At 44.1% G+C, this 19,996-nt stretch carries 23 protein-coding genes; 11 read left to right on the top strand and 12 right to left on the bottom strand.

Annotated elements, in window-relative coordinates:
• The first annotated feature begins 396 nt into the window (after positions 1-396).
• A complete protein-coding gene (locus FEM55_RS01790; protein ID WP_138279604.1) occupies positions 397-2,028 on the top strand; it encodes an alpha-amylase family glycosyl hydrolase in 1,632 nt (543 codons plus the stop codon).
• A gap of 227 nt (positions 2,029-2,255) precedes the next feature.
• On the opposite strand, the gene FEM55_RS01785 is transcribed toward FEM55_RS01790, so the two are convergent.
• Entirely contained in the window at positions 2,256-3,863 is a 1,608-nt protein-coding gene (locus FEM55_RS01785) for an FAD-dependent oxidoreductase (protein WP_138279603.1), read from the bottom strand.
• 252 nt (positions 3,864-4,115) lie between these two features.
• Here FEM55_RS01785 and FEM55_RS01780 point away from each other — a divergent pair, with 252 nt between their 5' ends.
• From FEM55_RS01780 to FEM55_RS01770, 3 genes are all read left to right on the top strand, one after another.
• Positions 4,116-4,628: a CinA family protein gene (locus tag FEM55_RS01780; RefSeq protein WP_138279602.1), complete on the top strand. Its 513-nt coding sequence runs from the start codon at positions 4,116-4,118 to the stop codon at positions 4,626-4,628.
• A 24-nt stretch (positions 4,629-4,652) separates the two neighbouring features.
• Positions 4,653-4,901, top strand: coding sequence for a hypothetical protein (locus FEM55_RS01775; protein WP_138279601.1), 249 nt, complete (start codon positions 4,653-4,655; stop codon positions 4,899-4,901).
• 104 nt (positions 4,902-5,005) lie between these two features.
• On the top strand, positions 5,006-5,308 hold the full coding sequence (locus FEM55_RS01770) for a hypothetical protein (protein ID WP_138279600.1): 303 nt from the start codon (positions 5,006-5,008) through the stop codon (positions 5,306-5,308).
• A gap of 160 nt (positions 5,309-5,468) precedes the next feature.
• On the opposite strand, the gene FEM55_RS01765 is transcribed toward FEM55_RS01770, so the two are convergent.
• The 7 genes from FEM55_RS01765 to FEM55_RS01735 form a co-directional block, all read right to left on the bottom strand.
• A complete protein-coding gene (locus FEM55_RS01765; RefSeq protein ID WP_138279599.1) occupies positions 5,469-6,704 on the bottom strand; it encodes a PQQ-dependent sugar dehydrogenase in 1,236 nt (411 codons plus the stop codon).
• Between the two features lie 159 nt (positions 6,705-6,863).
• On the bottom strand, positions 6,864-7,328 hold the full coding sequence (locus tag FEM55_RS01760; protein WP_138279598.1) for a PA2169 family four-helix-bundle protein: 465 nt from the start codon (positions 7,326-7,328) through the stop codon (positions 6,864-6,866).
• Between the two features lie 142 nt (positions 7,329-7,470).
• Positions 7,471-8,049, bottom strand: a complete 579-nt coding sequence (locus FEM55_RS01755; RefSeq protein WP_138279597.1) for a Crp/Fnr family transcriptional regulator — start codon at positions 8,047-8,049, stop codon at positions 7,471-7,473.
• Positions 8,050-8,070: 21 nt separating this feature from the next.
• A complete protein-coding gene (locus FEM55_RS01750) occupies positions 8,071-8,373 on the bottom strand; it encodes a response regulator (protein ID WP_138279596.1) in 303 nt (100 codons plus the stop codon).
• 52 nt (positions 8,374-8,425) lie between these two features.
• Positions 8,426-9,142, bottom strand: coding sequence for a pirin family protein (locus FEM55_RS01745; RefSeq protein WP_138279595.1), 717 nt, complete (start codon positions 9,140-9,142; stop codon positions 8,426-8,428).
• Complete coding sequence (locus tag FEM55_RS01740; protein WP_138279594.1) at positions 9,139-9,765, bottom strand: alpha/beta hydrolase; 627 nt, start codon at positions 9,763-9,765, stop codon at positions 9,139-9,141. The genes FEM55_RS01745 and FEM55_RS01740 overlap by 4 nt, the downstream gene beginning before the upstream one ends.
• Before the next feature lie 84 nt (positions 9,766-9,849).
• Positions 9,850-10,788, bottom strand: coding sequence for a ring-cleaving dioxygenase (locus tag FEM55_RS01735; RefSeq protein ID WP_138279593.1), 939 nt, complete (start codon positions 10,786-10,788; stop codon positions 9,850-9,852).
• Positions 10,789-11,057: 269 nt separating this feature from the next.
• On the opposite strand from FEM55_RS01735, the gene FEM55_RS01730 reads away from it, so the two are divergent.
• Positions 11,058-11,723 (top strand): SMI1/KNR4 family protein, encoded by a 666-nt coding sequence (locus FEM55_RS01730; RefSeq protein ID WP_171036434.1) that lies wholly within the window; start codon positions 11,058-11,060, stop codon positions 11,721-11,723.
• 25 nt (positions 11,724-11,748) lie between these two features.
• Positions 11,749-12,792 (top strand): SIMPL domain-containing protein, encoded by a 1,044-nt coding sequence (locus FEM55_RS01725; protein WP_138279591.1) that lies wholly within the window; start codon positions 11,749-11,751, stop codon positions 12,790-12,792.
• 35 nt (positions 12,793-12,827) lie between these two features.
• Here FEM55_RS01725 and FEM55_RS01720 read toward each other — a convergent pair whose 3' ends face one another.
• Positions 12,828-13,226, bottom strand: coding sequence for a DUF2958 domain-containing protein (locus tag FEM55_RS01720; protein WP_138279590.1), 399 nt, complete (start codon positions 13,224-13,226; stop codon positions 12,828-12,830).
• Between the two features lie 113 nt (positions 13,227-13,339).
• On the opposite strand from FEM55_RS01720, the gene FEM55_RS01715 reads away from it, so the two are divergent.
• The 4 genes from FEM55_RS01715 to FEM55_RS01700 all read left to right on the top strand — a co-directional run bounded on the left by FEM55_RS01715 (position 13,340) and on the right by FEM55_RS01700 (position 15,747).
• Complete coding sequence (locus FEM55_RS01715) at positions 13,340-13,882, top strand: hypothetical protein (RefSeq protein WP_138279589.1); 543 nt, start codon at positions 13,340-13,342, stop codon at positions 13,880-13,882.
• A 158-nt stretch (positions 13,883-14,040) separates the two neighbouring features.
• Positions 14,041-14,964 carry a S1C family serine protease gene (locus tag FEM55_RS01710; protein ID WP_138279588.1) on the top strand — a complete coding sequence of 308 codons (924 nt, stop codon included), beginning with the start codon at positions 14,041-14,043 and terminating at the stop codon, positions 14,962-14,964.
• 175 nt (positions 14,965-15,139) lie between these two features.
• Complete coding sequence (ytxJ, locus tag FEM55_RS01705; RefSeq protein ID WP_138279587.1) at positions 15,140-15,478, top strand: bacillithiol system redox-active protein YtxJ; 339 nt, start codon at positions 15,140-15,142, stop codon at positions 15,476-15,478.
• Between the two features lie 86 nt (positions 15,479-15,564).
• Entirely contained in the window at positions 15,565-15,747 is a 183-nt protein-coding gene (locus tag FEM55_RS01700; RefSeq protein ID WP_138279586.1) for a hypothetical protein, read from the top strand.
• Positions 15,748-15,807: 60 nt separating this feature from the next.
• On the opposite strand, the gene FEM55_RS01695 is transcribed toward FEM55_RS01700, so the two are convergent.
• The 3 genes from FEM55_RS01695 to FEM55_RS01685 all read right to left on the bottom strand — a co-directional run bounded on the left by FEM55_RS01695 (position 15,808) and on the right by FEM55_RS01685 (position 18,653).
• A complete protein-coding gene (locus FEM55_RS01695) occupies positions 15,808-17,412 on the bottom strand; it encodes an aminotransferase class V-fold PLP-dependent enzyme (RefSeq protein WP_138279585.1) in 1,605 nt (534 codons plus the stop codon).
• A gap of 231 nt (positions 17,413-17,643) precedes the next feature.
• Positions 17,644-18,234 (bottom strand): HD domain-containing protein, encoded by a 591-nt coding sequence (locus FEM55_RS01690; protein ID WP_138279584.1) that lies wholly within the window; start codon positions 18,232-18,234, stop codon positions 17,644-17,646.
• A gap of 119 nt (positions 18,235-18,353) precedes the next feature.
• Positions 18,354-18,653: a DUF4406 domain-containing protein gene (locus tag FEM55_RS01685; RefSeq protein WP_229209048.1), complete on the bottom strand. Its 300-nt coding sequence runs from the start codon at positions 18,651-18,653 to the stop codon at positions 18,354-18,356.
• Positions 18,654-18,862: 209 nt separating this feature from the next.
• On the opposite strand from FEM55_RS01685, the gene FEM55_RS01680 reads away from it, so the two are divergent.
• Positions 18,863-19,621: a DeoR/GlpR family DNA-binding transcription regulator gene (locus FEM55_RS01680; RefSeq protein ID WP_138279583.1), complete on the top strand. Its 759-nt coding sequence runs from the start codon at positions 18,863-18,865 to the stop codon at positions 19,619-19,621.
• Positions 19,622-19,996: the final 375 nt, after the last annotated feature.

Raw genomic sequence — 19,996 nt, 5'->3', positions numbered from 1 at the left:
CGCTCTTTTACAGTCGCTACGGATTACTAAAATAACGTGCCATGTACATACGTTGGTTTGCAACTTAGCGGGTGGGAATCAATGATTGGGTTGTCATGGGTGGTTACGGATGGTCATGGGTGGTCATGGATTGTTAGGGATGTTTGGAGGTTGGTTTTTGCGTTGATTTAGGGTTAACTTTTAGTTTGCTGATTTGCTGGATTTGTTGATTATTCTGTAAATTATTGTAGGATGAGTTGTTACATTTTGCTTTGCTGATGCCCAGGATTTTGCATTACACGATTTACTTAAAGTCGGCGATAAGTTTATAAAATGCTAATAATGAGTTACATAAAAGCAATCTAATTCCAGGCTCGATTTTTATCCTTATTTTGAGATTTATAATAAACCCGAATTATGGAGCAGGTAACCACACAAATACCGACACCTTCAGAATACCTGTGGTGGCAGCAGGGAGTAATCTATCAGATTTATCCGCGTTCTTATCAGGATTCCAACGGCGACGGGATCGGCGATCTTAAAGGAATTATCAGCAGGCTTGATTATCTGCAATGGCTCGGAATTGACTGCGTATGGCTGTCACCCGTGTTCCTTTCTCCAATGGCCGATTTCGGCTACGATATTTCAGACTACTGTGCCATTCATCCGCTTTTCGGCAGCATGGACGACTTTGATGAACTGCTGCAGCAAGTGCATGACAGAGGGATGAAATTGTTGCTGGACCTGGTTCCAAATCATACTTCCGATCAGCATCCGTGGTTTCTGGAAAGCAAATCGTCACGCGATAGTCCGAAACGGAACTGGTATCTATGGCAGGATGCACGCGAAGACGGCTCCGTACCCAACAACTGGCTGAGCGTATTCGGCGGGCGGGCCTGGGAATGGGACGAAAATACAGGACAATACTATTACCACGCATTCCTGAAAGAACAACCCGACCTGAACTGGCGAAACCCGGAAGTCCAGAAAGCCATGCTGGATGTCATGCGGTTCTGGCTGGACAAAGGCGTGGACGGTTTTCGCGTGGATGTCATGTGGCACATGATCAAAGACCTGGCGTTACGGGATAATCCGCCATCACCTGAATCAAAATTTGAAGAAAAGGATCTGATCTACGACCATTATATACCTGTTTACTCCACAGATCAGCCGGAAGTTCATGAAATTGTAAGCATGATGCGAAAGCTGACGGACGAATATGAAAACCGTGTGCTTGTCGGGGAAATCTATTTGCCAATTCACAAACTGGTAACTTATTATGGAACAGACAACAAGGGTGCGCACTTGCCTTTTAATTTCCAGTTGCTGAACCTTCCGTGGGATGCCGCGCAGATTGCCACGGCGATTGACGAATACGAAGGAGCTTTACCTGCAGGCGGATGGCCGAACTGGGTACTGGGCAATCATGACAAACCACGGATTTCCAGCCGTGTTGGACGCTCGCAGGCCAAAATTGCAGCATTGATGTTGCTGACCTTGCGCGGAACACCGACTATTTACTACGGAGATGAAATCGGGATGCGGGACGTACCCATTCCGATCAATGAGATTGTAGACCCGCAGGGCCTGAACATGCCGGAACTTAACGTAAGCCGTGACCCGGCGCGTACGCCCATGCAATGGAGCGGCGAGATCAATGCAGGCTTTTCCATGCACAAACCCTGGCTGCGTTTACCATATAATTCAGCGCGTGTGAATGTGGTTACACAAAAAGCCAATCCGTATTCCATTCTATCGTTTTATCGTAAACTGCTGACTTTAAGAAAAGAAAACCCGGCTTTGAACGTCGGAAAGTACACACCTGTCTATTCTGACCAGCAGCTTATTTCCTACATCCGGGAAGACGAAAACAGCAGGTTCCTGATTATCCTGAATCTTACGCACAGGCCGGCTTACTTCAAGCCGCGTCGTGAATCTTACCGGGGACTTGTACTGCTGGGAACCGAAATTGAACGTACAGGCATGCAGGTCGGCGATATCATAACACTGAGCGGCGACGAAGGTTTGCTGATCCGGCTGGCTGATTAGTTGCTGTTAGCTGTTGGCTATTAGCTGTTAGCCTTTAGCTGTTGGTTTTGAAAGAATTTGAAAGTCTAGTATCCTTATTGGCGTATTGTTCATTTTATTTGTTACTGATCATGAACTAAAAAACATTGCTGTATTTCATTAGCCTTAACGCTTTTGAAATACAGCAATGTTTTAATAAACGACGTTGGATTTGGTGAAATCTGTATTTTATTTAAATCAGAAAATGATCAGTCAACAGTGATTTTTTCAAGGTTTTTTCTGGCCGGGCCCGTCAGTACATTTCCGTCTATGTCGAACCTTGCACCATGACAAGGACAGTCCCAGCTTTTTTCCGAATTGTTCCAGTCTACAATGCATTTGGCATGCGTACAAACCGGATTTAAAGCATGTACGGAACCCGCATCGTCTTTGTAAATAGCTACTTTTTTATCCTTGTATTCCACCACGGCCCCGCTCCCGTTTTCAATTTCGTTCAGCGACTTGATATCGTCAATGGAGAGCCGGTCGGCAATAAACTTATAAGCTACGTCAGCATTTTCTTTTACAATTTCATTGAACCCGGCAAGAGGTTTTACACGCGCCGGATCAAAAAGATCCGCATAAATACTCTCTTTTCCCAGAATCGTGTCACTGATTACTTTGGCCGAGATCGTGCCCAGGATCATTCCGTTGCCATTAAAGCCCGTTGCCGCGTAAATTCCTTTGGCAGCCAGCGGCAGCTCGCCAATATAAGGCAGTCCGTCCGCAGGGACATAATATTGTGCCGACCATTTATAACCTACCGATTCCACGTGATAATGTGTACGGACATAATTTTCCAGATCTTCAAATGACTTTTCCGGATCGCTGTGACCGGATTTGTGATCATGGCCGCCTACGATCAGGTACTTCTGCCCGTCAATGACATGTGTCCGGAAATAATGATACGGTTCCTGCATATCGTAAATCAACGCATCCGGGTATTTTTCATCTCTCAGCCTGACGGCCATTACATAACTTCTGTACGGCGCATTAAGAAAATGCTGCGGATTGATTCCGCCAATCGGAAGATGCGTGGCATATACAACGTTTTTGGCCGCTATGTCTTTCACATTTGTAATAGCATAGTGAATTTCTTCCCGGGTTTCCACATCTTCAACACGCGTATTTTCAAGCACAGTACCACCGAGTGCAACAAATTCCTTTTGCAAGCCGGTTATGTATTTCAGCGGATGAAATTGTGCCTGGTTATCGAAAACAATCGCTTTTTGATACGAAAGCGGAGTCGGAACTTCCTGTGTTTCCTTTACTTTGACACCTACTTTAAGCGCACTCTGATACAAACTGTCCAATTCCCTGGCCTGCTTGCTGTCTTCGGCATAAACATAGCCCGGTTTCCATTCAAAGTCGCAGTCGATCTGATACACCTGCACATGCTCATTGATGATCGCAACAGCTTCGTTGATAGCCGTTGCAAAAAGCTTTGCAGATTCGGCATTGAATGCTTTTTCCGTTTCGTCGTAAGTGGTATCAGCAAAAGTGTTGATATGCGCAGTGGTTCCGCCGGTCGTACCAAAACCCACATTATGCGCTTCGACCACGATGCAGTTTAATCCTTGCTTCTGAAGGAGCAATGCCGTTGTAAGTCCGGTGATGCCTGCGCCGATAATGAGGGCATCATATATTTTTGCGGAAGAAAGATCCGGATTCTGGCTGCCCAAGCCAGCGTTAAATGATTGCCAGATGCTTTCATTTGCCCCGTCTCGGCTTGGTTTGAAATAATTCGGGTTTGTATTACTGTTCTGATCCGGATGAATCGGATTGCCGGTATTTAAACTTTGGTCATTATTCTCCATGTGCTTTAATTTTCTTGTTTTCCTGCCATTATGAATTAAAATCATACCAAGGATCTGTCAGTAAAACAAAAGCACAGACAATCTCTAAGTTCTGGTTTGTAGAAAAAGCTCCCCGATAAAGACGCTTTCTGCTTCCGGAAGTGTTTGACAACGATTATTCCTGTTTGGTCTGACCGTTCAGCAGCAGATTTAAGCTGGCAAAGTTTTTTAGCATCCGGCAGACAATATTTTTAGAATAAAAACCTTTTACATATGCCTTCACAGATTGTAACGGATTGCAGCAAGTCTCTTGCAGAGAAAAAATTGACAGTTGCTTTTGCCGAAAGTGCAACAGCCGGAAGGCTCGCCTCTGAATTTGCATTGTGCGAAGATTCCGGAAAGATTTTAAAAGGTGGCCTGGTGTGCTACGATGCCGAGCTGAAAAAAAGCATTCTGCACGTGCCGCAAGAAATTCTGGACCAATTCACGCCGGAGAGCGCAGAGGTGACCAAGGAAATCGCTGAACGGCTCCAACCGCTTATTCCTGCTGAAATCCATGTTGGAGTAACCGGACTGACTACGCCGGGCGGCAGCGAAACACCGGAAAAACCGGTCGGAACCATATTTCTCCATGCTTTCATCCAAGACAGATCCATTGCTGTACGTGAAGTATTCAAGGGAGAACCCGAAGAAATCGTTCTGCAGGCCATTGACCGAGTAGCGGAACTGATCATGCAGGAAATAGCCTACGACCAGCAGGTGCCGGAGCAGAAAGTCGAAAAGTGAAAATCTTACAGTAACGTTTTGGAGATGAAGATAGGTGATAAATTGTTGAAAGAACTCAGTAAAAAGTACGAACCGGACCGGATGGTGAGTAAGAAATTCGGCCGTTATGATATTGCATTCAAAACAGACGATGGAGGTAATCCGGTCCTGCTTTTTATCGGCAATGAAAACCCGGAGGGAAAAATCATCGGGCAGCGTTTCGGAAGAGTTCTGATCAAAGACAAGGAAGGAAAAATCATCAAAGACCATTGGGATAACCGGGGAAAAACCTGATATGAACAGGCCAGCCTCAAAAATAGCCCTACTGGTATTATTTTTTCCTGCATATGACATTGATAAGCATTTATCACGAATTGAATTAGAAAACAGCACAAATTATGAAACAGCTAAAAACAACATTTGCCATATTAGGTTTTACAAGCATGCTCCTGTTCTCTTCCTGCTCTACCGATAACAGCGGAAATGAAGGAAGTGAAGGTTCGGGAAGCAAAACAGAATCCACGCCTAATGACAGCAGCGGCGCAGAAAGCACGAAAGCAATGGGCGTTGGTGAAGGCAACCAGGATGACAGTCTGGGTTATCCGTCCAATCAGGCAAACCTGAATCCGGATTCCACCAGAAGCAAGCATGACGACAGTGCTTCCACGGGCAATGTAAAAAGACTTGGAGATAAGAAGTAAATCAAAAAGAAGTTGAAGCAGCTGCGGTTAATATTCGGTAACCAGCCTTACTTTCAATTTTAATGTTCTACAAGTTACAGATTATAACAAAGAGAAACCGGCGTTGAACATTCAACGCCGGTTTCTCTTTGTTAACCGTTACCTATATATCTTATAAAGACTATTTGCTGACCCGGTATATGACGCCGTTGGTATCATCCGAAAATAACAGGGAACCATCCGTATGCGTAGCCACGCCGACCAGACGGGCAAAATGTGCTTTGTTGTTGTTAACCAGAAATCCCGTAACGAAATCTTCGAAACGAACCGGTTTACCATTTTCAAAGTGCATACGTACAATTTTATAACCTACCGGATTACTTCGGTTCCAGGAACCTCTCATGGCTACGAACGCGTCGTTTTTGTACTCCGCAGGAAACATGGCTCCATTATAAAATGCCATTTGCATAGGTGCTGAATGTGCCTGATAGGTCAGCGAAGGAAGCGTTGTTTTCTGAAGATACTGCTGATAAGTAGTATCGCCTTGTGGTCTGTCGGCAGGATTGTATTTTCCTTCTCCATAGATGTACGGCCAGCCATAATCTGCACCCATTTTAAGTTGATTCACCTCTTCTTTTTGCTCATCATCGCCGAGCCAGTCAATGCCATGATCCATTCCCCACATTTCGCCTGTTTCCGGATGCCATCCGAAACCAATGGTGTTCCGTAATCCTTTTGCAAAAACCTTGCGGCCGGAACCATCTTCATTGGCAATCAGAATAGTTGCATTTTCGCCATTTGGCTCCGGGCAAGCATTACACGTGCTGCCAACAGTCAGGTACATTTTGCCGTCCGGCCCGAATGCAATGGTGCGGTTCGGATGCTGTCCGCCATCAGGAAGGTCGTCGATCAGTAACTTGGGCTGACTGAGCGTTCCGTTGGCATTCATATCGGCAACATACACTTCATTTACTGCTGCTATGTACATTTTGTTTTTGTAAATAGTCAGTCCGTGAGCCTGTTTGATGTTTGCTACTGTTTTTTTGTCATCCGCAACGCCGTCTTTGTTGGTGTCTGTCAGCAGCATTACAATTCCGGCATCCCGGTCTGAGGCGTACACAAGTCCGGTGCTGCTTACAGCCAGAATCCTTGGTTTACCAAGTCCTTCTGCAAATTTGGCAACTTTAAAGCCGGATGTGACTTTAAGCTGATTAACATTAGCTACGTCCGCTGGAACCAGGGCAGGCCGGAATACATACCCTTCTACTTGCGTAGTTGTTGGCTCTTTATCTGTCTCGGGAATGAAAGCGTCCCAAAAGTCATCGTCATCGTCACAGCTTACGATGGCAAAGCTGAACGCAGATAACAGAACGGCACTTTTCAGGATGGTTTTTAGATGTCTGTAGTTAAATTTCATGAGTATTGTTTGAGTATTAAACTGTTATTAAATCTTTGGCTAACCATTAAAATGTTGTGCCACTTCTGCATACATCCGCATACCTGCTTGTATCGGAGAACCAGTAAAACAAAAAAGGGCTGGCAACTGCCAACCCCGTCCTAGCTTATCGATGAAATATTAATGTGCTACTTTTTCAGAATCACGAAGTCGTTTTATCGTATCGTGACCGCTTTTCAAAGTTGCTTTTTGTTTTGTAATAAGCGCTCTCAGTTCAGGTGTCAATACCTCTGACCGGAGTGCGGTCTCATATGCTTTCTGAGCAACGTCTTCTCCGAATTCCGAATTTTCAAGCGATGTTTTTCTGTCGTCACTGCTGAAAGCTGCCTTGACATCCATCCATGCACGATATATTTTACCTGAAAGCATTGTACCGCTTGCCGGCTCACCGCCCAGTGCACTTACTTCACTGTTTAATTCAGAAACATTTTGTCTGCTGTGTTCAGCCAGATTGCCATACAATGTTTTCAGATCATAATCCGATTCGTCTGTTTCATCATATGCTTTTTTATAACCTTCAATACGGTCGTTATTTATCAGGATCAAATCGTTTAATACTTCGATTACTTCTGTTTTATCTAACATGACAATACTTGTTTAGTTATGCTGGAGACCGTCAAACAACTGTTCCATGATGGAAAAAGCCACTTCCGGAACTGAAAGCGGCTTTATTTGTAGAGCTTTTTGCTCGTGTTTATGAAAAGATGCCGGAAACTACTCCTGAGAATTATCTGGCGCTGAGCTTTTTTCTTACTTTACTGAGAAATTCGGGTGAAAATCCGAGATAAGAAGCAATGTAGTGCTGGGCAACACGTTGGGGAATGGCCGGATAACGGTTCAGGAAATCGAGGTACTTTTCAACGGCGGAAGTGGATATGGTCCGGAAAAGCCGTTCCTGCAACTGGGCCAGGTTCCGCTGTACCATAAGCCGGAACATGCGCTCAAAACCCGGAACACGCGCCAGCAGGTTTTCCTTGTTTTCCGGCGTCAGCATGAGCAATTCACAATCTTCCAGGGTTTCTATATACATCAGACTGGGCGTCTGGTTCTGAAAACTGGTAATGTCGCTCACCCACCAGTCTTCAACGGCAAACTGCAATGTTACTTCCGCACCGGACGAATCAATATGATATGTACGGATGCAACCTTTCAGAATATAGGCTTCAAACTGGCAGACTTCACCTTCCTGAAGTAAAAAGCTTTTTTTAGGAATTGTTTTAAACTGAAGCAATGAATTGAAATAAGAAAGATCCTGAGACTCAAACCGCATACATCTTAATGCATACTCATTGATTTTTTCAAACATAAGCTCCGTTTTAAACAATTATCAAGTTTGTAATGCGTGTTGGATTTCGGAATACAGCAATCCGCTTCCGCCGCCATAATGCCGGATGCATCTCATTTTCGGGTCAGCCTTGCGGCAATATTCCATGATCTGCCTTCCGGTTTCCTCATCCACGCCTACGCCCAAAAGTACTAAATCAAACTTGTTTTTTTCCATGGCTGAAAAAGCCTGTTCAGCGGAACCTGCCCCAATGCCCTTCCAGCTAGCATTGTTACCGATCAGCCGGAGTATCGTTTCAAGAATCTCCGCATGATTTGCCAGGACCAGAATATTGATTTCTTTCATGATTGAAAGTTTCGGTTTGATAAATATTGTAAAAGCTTTTTCCCGAAAGACATCACCATTTTTCGGGCACTTCCATGATCAGCAGGCTAGTGTCTGTAACTGCACGGAAGGAAACCCGCGATTCCGGCCATATTCCGTAACCATCGCGTGTGTTCAGCATCTGGCCATTTACTTCCGCCTCGCCGCTGATCACAAATATATACAAACCGTTTCCGGCCACTTTGAGATCGTATTCTGCAGCGGTTCCTTCATCAAAATCCCCCAGGTGAAACCATGCATTCTGATTGATCCAGACGCCTTCATCGTCCGGCTCCGGCGAAAGGATCTGAAGAAATCGGTTATGCCTGTCGCCATGGCTGTAACTTTGCTGATCGTATCTCGGGACTACATTCAGTTTGTCCGGATAAAGCCATATCTGCAGAAAAGTTACAGGTTCATTTTCATTTTTGTTGAATTCCGTATGGTAAATCCCCGTTCCCGCACTCATGGCCTGGATTTCTCCCGGCCGGATCACGGCAACATTTCCCATACTGTCCTGATGTTCAAGCGTTCCTTCCAGCGGAATGGAAATGATTTCCATGTTGTCATGCGGATGACGGCCAAAACCTTTTCCGCCGTTAACCGTATCGTCGTTCAGCACGCGCAATGCACCGAACTGGATTCTGTCCGGATCATAATTCCCGTGAAAACTGAAAGTCTGGGCACTTTTAAGCCAGCCGTGATCCGCCGAAAAGCGCGAGGCGGATCGATGCAGAATACTGTTTTTCATACCTTTAAAATCTGCTTGTTGACGAATTCTATTTCTTCTGCCGAAATGGTATGCGGACGGCCGGGATAAATGGCGTAAGTTACAAATGCATTCAGCCTTTCCAGCGTTGCAATACTTTCCTTGACTCTTGAAACCGGAACGTGCGGATCGGGATCACCCGTTGAAATAAAAACCGGTGTTCCTGCGAAATCGCCTGTGTAATTTTCTTCTGCAAGCTGCTGTCCCACCAAGCCGCCGGTAAGTGCAATAATGCCGCCATAACGTCTGGCGTTTCTTGCGGTATATTCCAGTGTAAGACATGCGCCTTGTGAAAAACCGGCAAAGTAAATATTTTCGGATTCAATGCCCGAAGCTTCAATTTCTGCCACAACTTCACCGATGACGGCAAGTGCCGAATCCAGCGCGGGCTGATTTTGTGAAACCGGCGCCATGAAACTATACGGATACCAGCTGTGACTGGAAGCATTCGGCGCAAAAATGGCCATGTTTTCCAGATCCAGATGTCTTTTCAGAGAAATAATATCCTCCGCAGAAGCGCCCCGGCCATGCAGCATGACAATGGCTTTTTTTGCTTCACTCACGGGTTTTCCTGCGGTTACTGTATTTTTATGATGCGTGTACATAAAGTCTTGATTTAATATGTTCAATGAACCGGAAGTCAGAAACTGTACATTTCCGACTTCCGGATTCCGTTAATTTTGATTCCCTTAAACCAGTCTGGGAAGTACTTTTTCTATCTGTGACCGGCGTGGCTCATACTGTGGCGGAAGCATCAGGCCGGAACCCAGTTCTTCGACCGTTTCATCCGTTGCAAATCCGGGATTGTCGCTGGCAATTTCGAACAACACACCGCCGGGTTCCCGGAAATACAGCGAATAAAAATAATTCCTGTCAATTTTATCTGTAATCTGATGTCCGGCTTCCACTACTTTTTTACGGAACTGCATCAGAATATCATCATTGGCAACGCGGAATGCAACGTGGTGAACGGAACCGCCCGCAACGTGTCCGGCTCTTTCTCCCGGTGCTTCCACCAAGTCTACAATGGCGGCAGTTTCAACGGCATCCGTAACAAACCGGAAGCGGTTTACATGCTGTTCCACCAGACGGTACCCGAAAATGTCCGTCAGGATTTTGGCCGTTTCTTCTATTTTGTTGCTGGTGATCGTAATGTGGTGAAATCCGCGTGTTGCGTTTTCAGCCGTTACTTCTTTCGTTTCATATGGCGTACGTTTATCGGCTGTTTTCGAAACTGTCAGTTCAAATTTCAGTCCGTCCGGATCCAGGAAAGTAAGGTACTGTTCACCGAACTTTTCTGAGACTTTATTATATGTTACATGATTGTCATCGAATCTTTTCAGCCAGAAGTCAAGACTTCCTTCAGGAACGGAATACCCGATTTCTGTCACCTGCCGGGTTCCTCTCCTGCCCGCAGGAATCTGGTTTCCCCATGGAAAAAAGGTCAGGATTGTTCCGGGCGTGCCTTCTTTGTCGCCATAGTAAAAGTGATACGTGTTCGGGTCGTCAAAATTGACCGTTTTTTTCACCATCCTTAATCCTAATATACGGGTATAGAAATCGAAGTTTCTTTTGGCATCGCCGGCAATGGCTGTGATGTGATGTATTCCGTTGATTGTGCTTTCCATGATCTTAAAAGTTAAGTTGTTTGCTTGAACTGATACAAATGTACAGCCGCTGCCATGCCCGAAGCATTGAACTAGGACAAGAAAGAAAGCAGGAAGAAAATATTCCAAATTTACCTTTTGCTCACGGACAGAAGCCGGAGAATAGTTGGATGTTGAACGAATGCAGAAAGAACCGTATGCTTGCAGAACGGTTATCGACATTTTCAAATAAGGAGAAAATAGCTGATTTCAGTTCTGCTTGTATCATTTACAATCACTCGGTTGAGTATATGTTCGAAAAAATTGCAAAAGCCGTCCATGCCTATAATCAGGTTTCTATCGATGCAGGCGAACCTTATTCCAGTATTTGTGTGCTAGATATTGAGGAAAAAAGCACTGAAAAAGAAATTCTTTTGCTTGAAGACAGGATCGGTATAAAGTTGCCAGAGGCGCTTAAAAAGCTTTATACCGGATTCGGAACCATTAAAAACCGTGACTTGAACGAGAACAACTGCATGGATATCTATTCTGTCAGTTATTTAATGGAAAGGCTTGATGATCCCGACAAGTGGACCCGAACGGAAAGTCTGGGTATTATAGATATGATCAGGCTAAGCTGGGGAAATGACCGATACGAACTGGATGAAGAATTAAGTCCGGCGATGAAATCATATTTGAACAAGCACTACATCTGCTTCGGTTTGTACCGTACTAATGATAATCTGGAATCCGCCAATTACCTGTATTTTGATACGGAAGGTCGGTTTGGTTCTGTGTTTTATCATCAGGATGACTTTGAAGATCTGCTGCAGAACCATCTACATCCTATGTTCAAAGAAAGTCCTGCCACACACGTGCTGGAAGAACTGTTACTGGAAGCATTTGAAATCATTACGGAGCTGAAATTGGAAGAAGTAAGTGATGAACCGCTGGATAATTACTCCGGCAACGGATAATCCGATTGTCACGTGACAAAAACAAATGTTAGGATTCAGCCTTTATGACAATGAACACGGAATGAAGAAACTGCTTTCGGCCATTACGCTGGCGCTATACTTTTGCATGATCAAATCACACGCACAGGTTTCGGGCAACAACGATTACAATGCCGGATCGCGTTCACGGGCCAATAATCAGTACAATAGCCAGCAGATACTGACGTATGCTGCGACTAACCCGCTTGACAGGCCATTGGTGCTGAATGAGGAGGAAATTGTCATAACAGTTAACGGACTTTTCAATGTAGTACCGGAAAATTTTGTGGCGACCTTCCATATTGTACAAACTTCGGAGACAGCCGAAACTGCAGATCAGCTGCTTCATGAGCGAATTAAAAAGTTCAGGCAGAAATTTCTGGAAGCCGGAGGCGACGCAAGGGATTTTCATGTAGACATGATTTCGTTCGTTCCGAAATATGAAGTGGAAGCTGAAAACAAGCTTTTCAGCAAAACGTACAATGAAATTCCGGCAGGATTTGAACTGCAGAAAAATATCAGTATTCATTACAGGCATTCCGCTGCTTTGGACGAACTGATAACGGCTGCGGCAAGTGCAGAAATTTACGATCTAGTCAAAGTAGATTGCTCCGTTCAACAAACACGAAATCTGATCGACAGTCTGCGGCGACAATGCCTGCGCGAAATTACGATCCGATCACGATCTTTTGAAATAACCGGCTTAAAGATGGACACACTCAAGAAAACCGTATCGGAAAACCTGAACACCATTTACCCGCAAACCCGGTATTTTACATATCAGGCTTTTTCCCGGCCTTCCCGGAGTTTTGAGAGAAAAAAAGCTTCTGCACCCGCTTATAACGAAATTGTCAAAACAACTTCCAGCTATTACAGCCAGCTTGATTATGACCGTTATGATCTGATCATAAACCCGCTGGTACTGGAACCTGTTATTCAGTTTTCGTGCAGCATGGCCGTCAAATATTTCCTGCATGCGGAAACAAAGCCGGCTAATCATTACTATTTGCTGACTCCTGCCGGAGAATTAAAAAAGTTCAACCTGAAATGAAGCGACGGATGAAATTCAACTACATGAAAGACAACTTATTGACTGGACTTTAGTCTGGATTCGGCATTTTTTAGCAATGCTTCATCTTCGGTGATCCTTTTATGGAACTTGGCAGCTTCGAGATAAACACTCATCTGATATTTGCCCTCAAAGGAAAGATCTGCCTCGACCATAGGGACTTTCAGTTTTGCATGTTTAATACTTTCCAGATCAGACAATGAAACATAACTCAGCTCAGGTTTGCCCTGACCCAGATCACAAAGACCAAATGCAATGTTGTTGGCGGGATCCAGTTCTGATAAAAGCCAGATTGCCTTTCCGTATTTGGAGTGAAGTTTAACAACGGGAGCATGATCTTTCCCAAGGTCATTCTGAACTTCGAGGGCATTGTGGATCATGATTTCTGCCAGATTTTGCGGTACTATTTTCAACATGGTCCAAAGATAAAGATTACAGGTTTGAATAAAATACCTGCTTGCGGTTTAATATACTTATCAACGTCAGCTTACAACGATAGCGGGCGGTTTTGTAAACAAATATTCACGATATGTCAGAGCCGAGTTCATTCTATGCAAAAATTACCATCAAGCCGGAAAGTTACGAGCAATTCTTACGTGCTGAACCGGCTGTTGCCAAGTCACAATCAGGCTGGAATGAATGGTTCCATTCCAAAACAATGTATGGTAAACCTGAACTAACTGAAAATCATCTTAACACGTATAAACATTCAAGTAACCGGGAAATTATTGATCACTGGCTGAAAGCCGGGCAGTCTTACAGCTTTTCGGAATATGACCGGGAAAATGAAACCTGGCATTTTGGTATTATATGGTTTACTAAAAATTATCTTGAAATGATTCCTATGTTAAGTACAATCCGTGGGATTGCTGGTTTCAGGGAAGGAAATGAGCTTGATTTTATAATTGTTTATTCCTACTTCTGGGAGCCGAACCAAATTAATGCCTACCTGAAATTTAGTTCAGGAAATTCAGAGTTTGTTGAAAAAGTTGAGCCTGAAGATCTGAAATGCGCTGATTTGTACCTTACCAAAAAGTGGCACCAGTTTGCAGAAAACATATTGCTTGACTAATCGGGTATTGAAAGCAGCTGCAAATGAGAGTAATGTAAAGCATTGGTAAATTTAAATGTGCCCTTTTGGCGCAATAGCATCTGTAACACGCCAGATTGACGTGAAAATCCGGACTGGATGTATTTTTGATCACGAAAATTGTAATCAATATCACAGTTATGGATACATTTTCAAGCATGATTATCGGCGCAGTTGATCAGATCAAAAATGCCGTTGTAAAAATAGATATATACAAATCGGCAAATGGAAAATTTCGTCCTGCCGGTTCAGGTTCGGGCTTTATATTTTCCTCAGACGGGCTGATTTTCACAAACAGTCACGTTGTGGAAGGAGCTGATAAAATCATGGTGAGTCTGTTGAACGAAAATGAAATCGAGGCAACACTAATCGGAAAAGACCCGGATACTGACCTTGCCATACTTAAAATTTACGCCGGAGGCTACTCTGTGGCCAGATTGGGAGATGCCAGTCAGCTGCAGATCGGACAGTTTGTGATTGCAATCGGAAATCCGTATGGCTATCAGCACACCGTAACGACCGGCGTTGTAAGCGCCCTGGGCAGAACCCTTCAGACGCAGTCGGGAAGAATGGTCGATAACGTCATTCAGTCGGATACAGCGTTGAACCCGGGAAATTCCGGCGGTCCCATGATTAATACGGATGGGGAAGTCATTGGTGTAAATACAGCTGTCATTCAGGGCGCTCAGGGACTCAGCTTTTCGGTCAGTATCAACACAGCCAAAGAAATTGCCCGCCAGCTGATTCAGGACGGAAAGGTTTTCAAAGCATATCTTGGTCTTCAGTTGCAGGATGTACTTATGAACGAGAAAGTCCGGCAGCATTACAAATTACCGAACCGCAATGGAATTTTCGTTACCCGCATAGAACCGGATTCTCCCGCTTCCCGGTCGCAGTTGCTGGAAGGCGATATCATTATTTCGTTCAACAACAAACCTGTCAGCAATTCCAATGAACTATTTAAAGCACTTACTGACCGTCACATTCTTTCAGTTACCAACATTTCCGTCATCAGACATGCGGAACTGCTGAATTTTATTATTGTCCCCGCTGAAAAGAAATGATTGCCGGCCTGAAAGAAGCTTGGGATGCTTTGGCATAATTTATTTTTAACCGTTTAAATTTCCGGCTAATGCAGGTTTGAAATTGTTTTAGTCACCGCAATGGAATGAAAACCGGTAAAAGGATTGTTATCATGATTATTGCCAAAATTTTTGTTAAGCTTTTATTGAAATTATTATGAACTGGATTACAATCAATAATGAAGAAGAAGTGCAGAATATCTATAAATCAGATAATTATGCAATTATATATAAACATAGCCCGCGTTGCATGACCAGCCTGATGGCATACCGGCAACTGAAAACAGATGTGAGTACCGTACCCGATGTGGAAATACCGCTGTATATTGTTGATGTGATTAAAAATAGAAAAGAATCCATGGCCATAGCCAGTAACTTCAATGTTGAGCATGAATCCCCGCAGATTCTGGTTGTGAAAAACGGAAAATGCTTGTACGATGCATCTCACGAGGCTGTTTCATTGAAAGCTACATTGGAACATGTACACGAAGTATAAAAGATTTATACTGCAAAATTAGCATGGATATATTCCATAATAATGGATTTGTTCCATATATTTGAAGAAACTCAACTATTTGGAATATGGAAATTCTTCACTTCACAATTGTTTCGGAGGAAATGGTCTGGATATGGTATTATGATTCACTCGGAAGCAAACATTTAAAAGAACTGCTTGCCAAAGAAGCACGGGACTTTGTAACAGCACTGGGTGATCATGAAAAGAATGTGATACAGCAGATTCCGTTAACTGCTGTATCTGCTTGAATTGCGTATGACCGTTGTATGATAAAAGAGCAGAATTTCTGCTCTTTTATCATGATTAAACTAGGTTGCTAGCGGCGGTCCGGAAGGGATCATGATCTTTTCCCTTTTCGACTTGAATTTGTATTTCTTGGCTGTAAACTTGGCTGTCATATATTCTCCCATATAAATGGAACCGGTCATGACGTCATCTTTAACAGTTCCGGAAAACATAAAAGTAATGGAATCGCCCAGCTGACGGTCCGTACTTTTGATCTTGAATTCATTGCCTTCCACTGTTCCCTGCAGATCCCGAACGCTGAATTCACCTTCATGCGAACCTTCCAGCCAATTGCCGTCCTGTTCAATAATCAGTTTGTGTTTGCTTGTACTTGAAAAAAATTCAATATCGGCATCCCAATGGCCTTTCAGCGAAACACCCGCTGCTGCCATTTCCGATTTTACCGGTGCGCGTTTTTGCGAGAGAACCTCAAATAAACGGTCCGAAACTACTTTTTCATCGCCCGGCTGCATTTGTCCGGTTGTAATGGAAACAAAAGTTTCCCCTTCACGGCTGCCTCCGCCCAGTGCAATGCGGGGTTTTGTACGACCGAAAAGTTCCGCAATTTCTTCACCCGTGATATTCAGTTTGGATGCATCCCAGCTGATGCGAAGCTGAGGTGTACGATTGGAAAGCTGCTTGGGTTCGACAACCGTTGTTTTTACAGACTCAATTCCGGATACCTTTTTGGAAATTACATCCAGCCATGAAAGCCATCTTTTCCATTCACCGGCATGATCCCTTTTTGTCCACGCTTCTACAGCGGCAACCATTCCCATCGTTTCTTCTCTTCCGACCTTGTTGTCACGGCCCGGGCCATGATGCGGGGCGCTTGCCTGCCATGCCGACATCAGCAAATCCTTTCTTCCGAGCACAAGTCCGGCGCATTGAGGCCCGCATAATGCTTTTCCACCGCTGTATACCACTACGTCGGCACCCATTTTCAAATGCACGTTGGGAATCGTAAGATCTTCCGCCGCTGCATCCACCATGACAGGAATTTTCTTTTGCTTTGCAATTTTGGAAATTACTTCCAGGGACATCGGGCCACTCATGGAAGGTTCGCCGGCCATCAGATAAATCATAGCCGTACGTGAACTGATGGCATTACTGAGTTCTTCAATGGAACTTACCGTAATCAACTTTACACCTACATTCCGAAGGGCATGATCATAAACGTTGCGTGAATAATCCGGAACGATCACTTCTGTTTTTTCAAATCCGGAGAGATCCGGTATACGGATCAGCTTTTCCGGGTTTCCGCCTGTTACGCAAGCAACGGTAACGTGCTTCATGCCAGCGGCACAACCGGCAGAAACAAGCCCCCACTCCGCTCCTGTCAGTTCGGCAAGACGTTTTCCGGCACCCAATGCAAGTTCATCATATTGTACAAAAACCTGAGCTGCCGCATCCATGGCCGCACGTACTTCCGGCCTTTCGATAGAGCCGCCGATGATGGTAAAAGTTCCTCTGCAGTTGATAATCGGTTCAACGCCGATGGCCTGATAAATTTCCTTGCTTGCAGCAATTTCAGCACTTCTTGTTTCCGGGACAGATTTTTTGGGAAGAATTACGCTTCCGGCCAGCGGCAAAAGCGATAAATCTTTAATGGCATCTCTACGTTTCATTATTGGATTAAGAGTTTAAGGAATTGGACTTGAATTCAATTAGTACATCAGAAAAGCATGCATGCAAGGCAATCATCAGCGGAATACCAAAACGGAGGATTTTCAAACTAAGTAGAAAGTTGATATTAAAATTTTGGATTATCCCAAAAATGCAGCTCATTATGCTGTAATCTGGCAATTAATAGGACGAGTTTAATACTAATTGATCTCTTAACCAAATTTAAACCTATATTACGACTGTTTCCGGACACCTTTAAGTTCCATATCCAGTTGTTTCAGACAGGACTTCAGCGTGTAGCAGCAATCAATCAGCAGGTTGATGTTTCCCTGGCGCATCTGATTCAGTATGTCGATCTTTTCCCGTAGGTAAATCCTTGCAAAACCGGGATCTCCGGCTACTATGGACGTTGCATTATCCGTCAGATCCGCATATTTAACTGATTGCGCCAGTTTACCGATCTGTCCGAGCCGTATGGCCTCTTTGTGCTTTCTTTCTTTTCTGTTGAGTTCCGGATACTTTTCCTTGACGTAAACATCGGTTAATTCAGTAACCCCGAGGATAATCGTTTCCGTCATGGAAGGGCCATACCCTATTTCTCTCAATCGGGCTGTTAACACCTTCTCGTTACAAAATGTATCTTCAAAAAGGTCATGGCAAAGCGCAATTTCGACAACGCCGGCATCTTTTACATAGAACGACGCAATGTCTGCCACTGAATAAACATGCGTCCAGTACGGCGCCATCGAATACTTGCGCTTTTGTTCACCGTGACATTCCTTCACAAATTCAAGCAAATTCTTTTGTTCTCCGCTGAGTGTCATTTCTTTTCATTTTACAGATTGCTAACGTACAATATTATCCTGTTCCTTCCTGATATTAAAGTACGGCCGGAATTCCAGGCAATGCAAAAAGAAAAGATTTTATCCGAAAGAGCAACAGCTCAGGCACATCCGGGAACTTCGGAAAGATTGAAAAATATAGGCAGCCCCCGTTCCTTTGCGATGCGCACATCCTCGTCAGCACCTTTGGATTCACCATTCATCCGAAAAACGGCATCACACTTCTGAAGAAGCCGTTCGGCCACCGGATACAGAATTTCATTATAAGGCGCATCGCCCGGTCGCTTGGAACCCGCAAGATGCAGCAGCGGCAATGCGAGCCACTCCCCGATTACCGGAAGATGGCCGGCACGGAAAAGATCCAGCGTAACGGATTCCAGCCGGGACAGGTTTTTTTGCATTAATTCCGGATCATCATTTGTGCCGGAGCGGTATGGCCCGGCTACCAGTATCATCAAACCTTGCATGTTGTTGGTTGTTTAAATTGTTAAAATGGATTGAAACGATCTATTTGGCCACAGATTTATTGCCGTACAGCTGTAAAAAACAATCATCTGATCATCATTATTGATCATATTTGATTATTTTTGATCAAATTTAGAAAAATGTTATGAGTTTTCAAGAACGAAAAAAGAAAATTGTATCAGCGGTAAATGAAGCGGGCAGCTTATCCGTATTTCAACTTTCCGAAAAGCTGTCCATGTCACCGGCCACAATCCGCCGCGATCTGGGTGACATTTCGGATGAAGGCTTGCTGATCCGGACACATGGCGGCGCAATGAAAGTTGACGATCCGGTGCTGACCAGCTTTACGGGCAAGTCCGGATCAAATGAAAACAACAAGGAAGCGATCGGGAAATTGGCCGCGGCATTCGTTCAGGATGGTGACATCATCTTTCTCGATTGCGGCAGTACGGTGTTTAAGATGTGCCGGCACCTCAAAAACAGGAACCGGTTAAAGGTAATTACCAATTCATTGCCCGTTCTGGCCGAATTGTTTGATGCTCCGGGCATCAGTATAAACCTGATCGGCGGCGAATTTGACAAACAGCGCCAGGCTGTACATGGTGAAAGAGCCGTTCAGCACATCGATCAGTACCATGCGCAGAAGGCATTCATTGGCGTAGACGGCCTTTCGGCAGAAAAAGGACTGACAGCACACAGTGAACTGGAAGCAACAATCACGTCTGCTTTTGTCAGGAACGCCAATGAAATATTTCTACTCTGTGATTCGTCCAAAATCGGAAAAGACAGCTATATCCGTTTTGGAAGCCTGGCTATGATCCATAAACTCATTACTGATAAAGACCTCGACAACCAGATCAATGCAGCATTCAGGGAAAAAGGTCTGGAAGTTGTAAAAGGTTGAATTTTCACCTCTTTGAAGCGTAAGCAAGGCATTGGTGAAATTTATTTTAAAAAATAGGCAGTTGTCATTTTAATATTTAGCCTCAGATTGTACTTTTACAAAATAATAGAATTGTTTCTACAAAATTGATACTTAATACCTTTTCAGGGGTATGAAACATTTCTTTAACGAATCAAAATAATACAATTTATTTTATACAATTTATTTTCCGGCATGTTTCTTGCATGTTCGTAGTGTATTTTTGTTACACTCGAATACATTCTAGCAATTAGCCCAAAAATAACAGACTCAGAAATGGCAACTAACTATTACTTCCCGGGATTCGAATTCTGTGTAGACCAACTGAAAAAATTTATCCAGGCTTTCGAAGTATTT

The organism is Dyadobacter sediminis, assembly GCF_005860765.1.
GTDB lineage: Bacteria > Bacteroidota > Bacteroidia > Cytophagales > Spirosomataceae > Dyadobacter > Dyadobacter sediminis.
This window is presented reverse-complemented; position numbering and strand designations above follow the sequence as displayed.

What these genes read in the sequence shown, in the direction of transcription:
- FEM55_RS01735 (WP_138279593.1), bottom strand. Translation starts at nt 10,788, where the DNA reads ATGGAAAGCACAATCAACGGAATACATCACATCACAGCCATTGCCGGC.
- FEM55_RS01785 (WP_138279603.1), bottom strand. Translation starts at nt 3,863, where the DNA reads ATGGAGAATAATGACCAAAGTTTAAATACCGGCAATCCGATTCATCCG.
- FEM55_RS01765 (WP_138279599.1), bottom strand. Translation starts at nt 6,704, where the DNA reads ATGAAATTTAACTACAGACATCTAAAAACCATCCTGAAAAGTGCCGTT.
- FEM55_RS01740 (WP_138279594.1), bottom strand. Translation starts at nt 9,765, where the DNA reads ATGTACACGCATCATAAAAATACAGTAACCGCAGGAAAACCCGTGAGT.
- FEM55_RS01695 (WP_138279585.1), bottom strand. Translation starts at nt 17,412, where the DNA reads ATGAAACGTAGAGATGCCATTAAAGATTTATCGCTTTTGCCGCTGGCC.
- FEM55_RS01730 (WP_171036434.1), top strand. Translation starts at nt 11,058, where the DNA reads ATGTTCGAAAAAATTGCAAAAGCCGTCCATGCCTATAATCAGGTTTCT.
- FEM55_RS01790 (WP_138279604.1), top strand. Translation starts at nt 397, where the DNA reads ATGGAGCAGGTAACCACACAAATACCGACACCTTCAGAATACCTGTGG.
- FEM55_RS01750 (WP_138279596.1), bottom strand. Translation starts at nt 8,373, where the DNA reads ATGAAAGAAATCAATATTCTGGTCCTGGCAAATCATGCGGAGATTCTT.
- FEM55_RS01780 (WP_138279602.1), top strand. Translation starts at nt 4,116, where the DNA reads ATGCCTTCACAGATTGTAACGGATTGCAGCAAGTCTCTTGCAGAGAAA.
- FEM55_RS01720 (WP_138279590.1), bottom strand. Translation starts at nt 13,226, where the DNA reads ATGTTGAAAATAGTACCGCAAAATCTGGCAGAAATCATGATCCACAAT.
- FEM55_RS01725 (WP_138279591.1), top strand. Translation starts at nt 11,749, where the DNA reads ATGTTAGGATTCAGCCTTTATGACAATGAACACGGAATGAAGAAACTG.
- FEM55_RS01755 (WP_138279597.1), bottom strand. Translation starts at nt 8,049, where the DNA reads ATGTTTGAAAAAATCAATGAGTATGCATTAAGATGTATGCGGTTTGAG.
- FEM55_RS01760 (WP_138279598.1), bottom strand. Translation starts at nt 7,328, where the DNA reads ATGTTAGATAAAACAGAAGTAATCGAAGTATTAAACGATTTGATCCTG.
- ytxJ (WP_138279587.1), top strand. Translation starts at nt 15,140, where the DNA reads ATGAACTGGATTACAATCAATAATGAAGAAGAAGTGCAGAATATCTAT.
- FEM55_RS01685 (WP_229209048.1), bottom strand. Translation starts at nt 18,653, where the DNA reads ATGCAAAAAAACCTGTCCCGGCTGGAATCCGTTACGCTGGATCTTTTC.
- FEM55_RS01710 (WP_138279588.1), top strand. Translation starts at nt 14,041, where the DNA reads ATGGATACATTTTCAAGCATGATTATCGGCGCAGTTGATCAGATCAAA.
- FEM55_RS01775 (WP_138279601.1), top strand. Translation starts at nt 4,653, where the DNA reads ATGAAGATAGGTGATAAATTGTTGAAAGAACTCAGTAAAAAGTACGAA.
- FEM55_RS01680 (WP_138279583.1), top strand. Translation starts at nt 18,863, where the DNA reads ATGAGTTTTCAAGAACGAAAAAAGAAAATTGTATCAGCGGTAAATGAA.
- FEM55_RS01700 (WP_138279586.1), top strand. Translation starts at nt 15,565, where the DNA reads ATGGAAATTCTTCACTTCACAATTGTTTCGGAGGAAATGGTCTGGATA.
- FEM55_RS01770 (WP_138279600.1), top strand. Translation starts at nt 5,006, where the DNA reads ATGAAACAGCTAAAAACAACATTTGCCATATTAGGTTTTACAAGCATG.
- FEM55_RS01715 (WP_138279589.1), top strand. Translation starts at nt 13,340, where the DNA reads ATGTCAGAGCCGAGTTCATTCTATGCAAAAATTACCATCAAGCCGGAA.
- FEM55_RS01745 (WP_138279595.1), bottom strand. Translation starts at nt 9,142, where the DNA reads ATGAAAAACAGTATTCTGCATCGATCCGCCTCGCGCTTTTCGGCGGAT.
- FEM55_RS01690 (WP_138279584.1), bottom strand. Translation starts at nt 18,234, where the DNA reads ATGACACTCAGCGGAGAACAAAAGAATTTGCTTGAATTTGTGAAGGAA.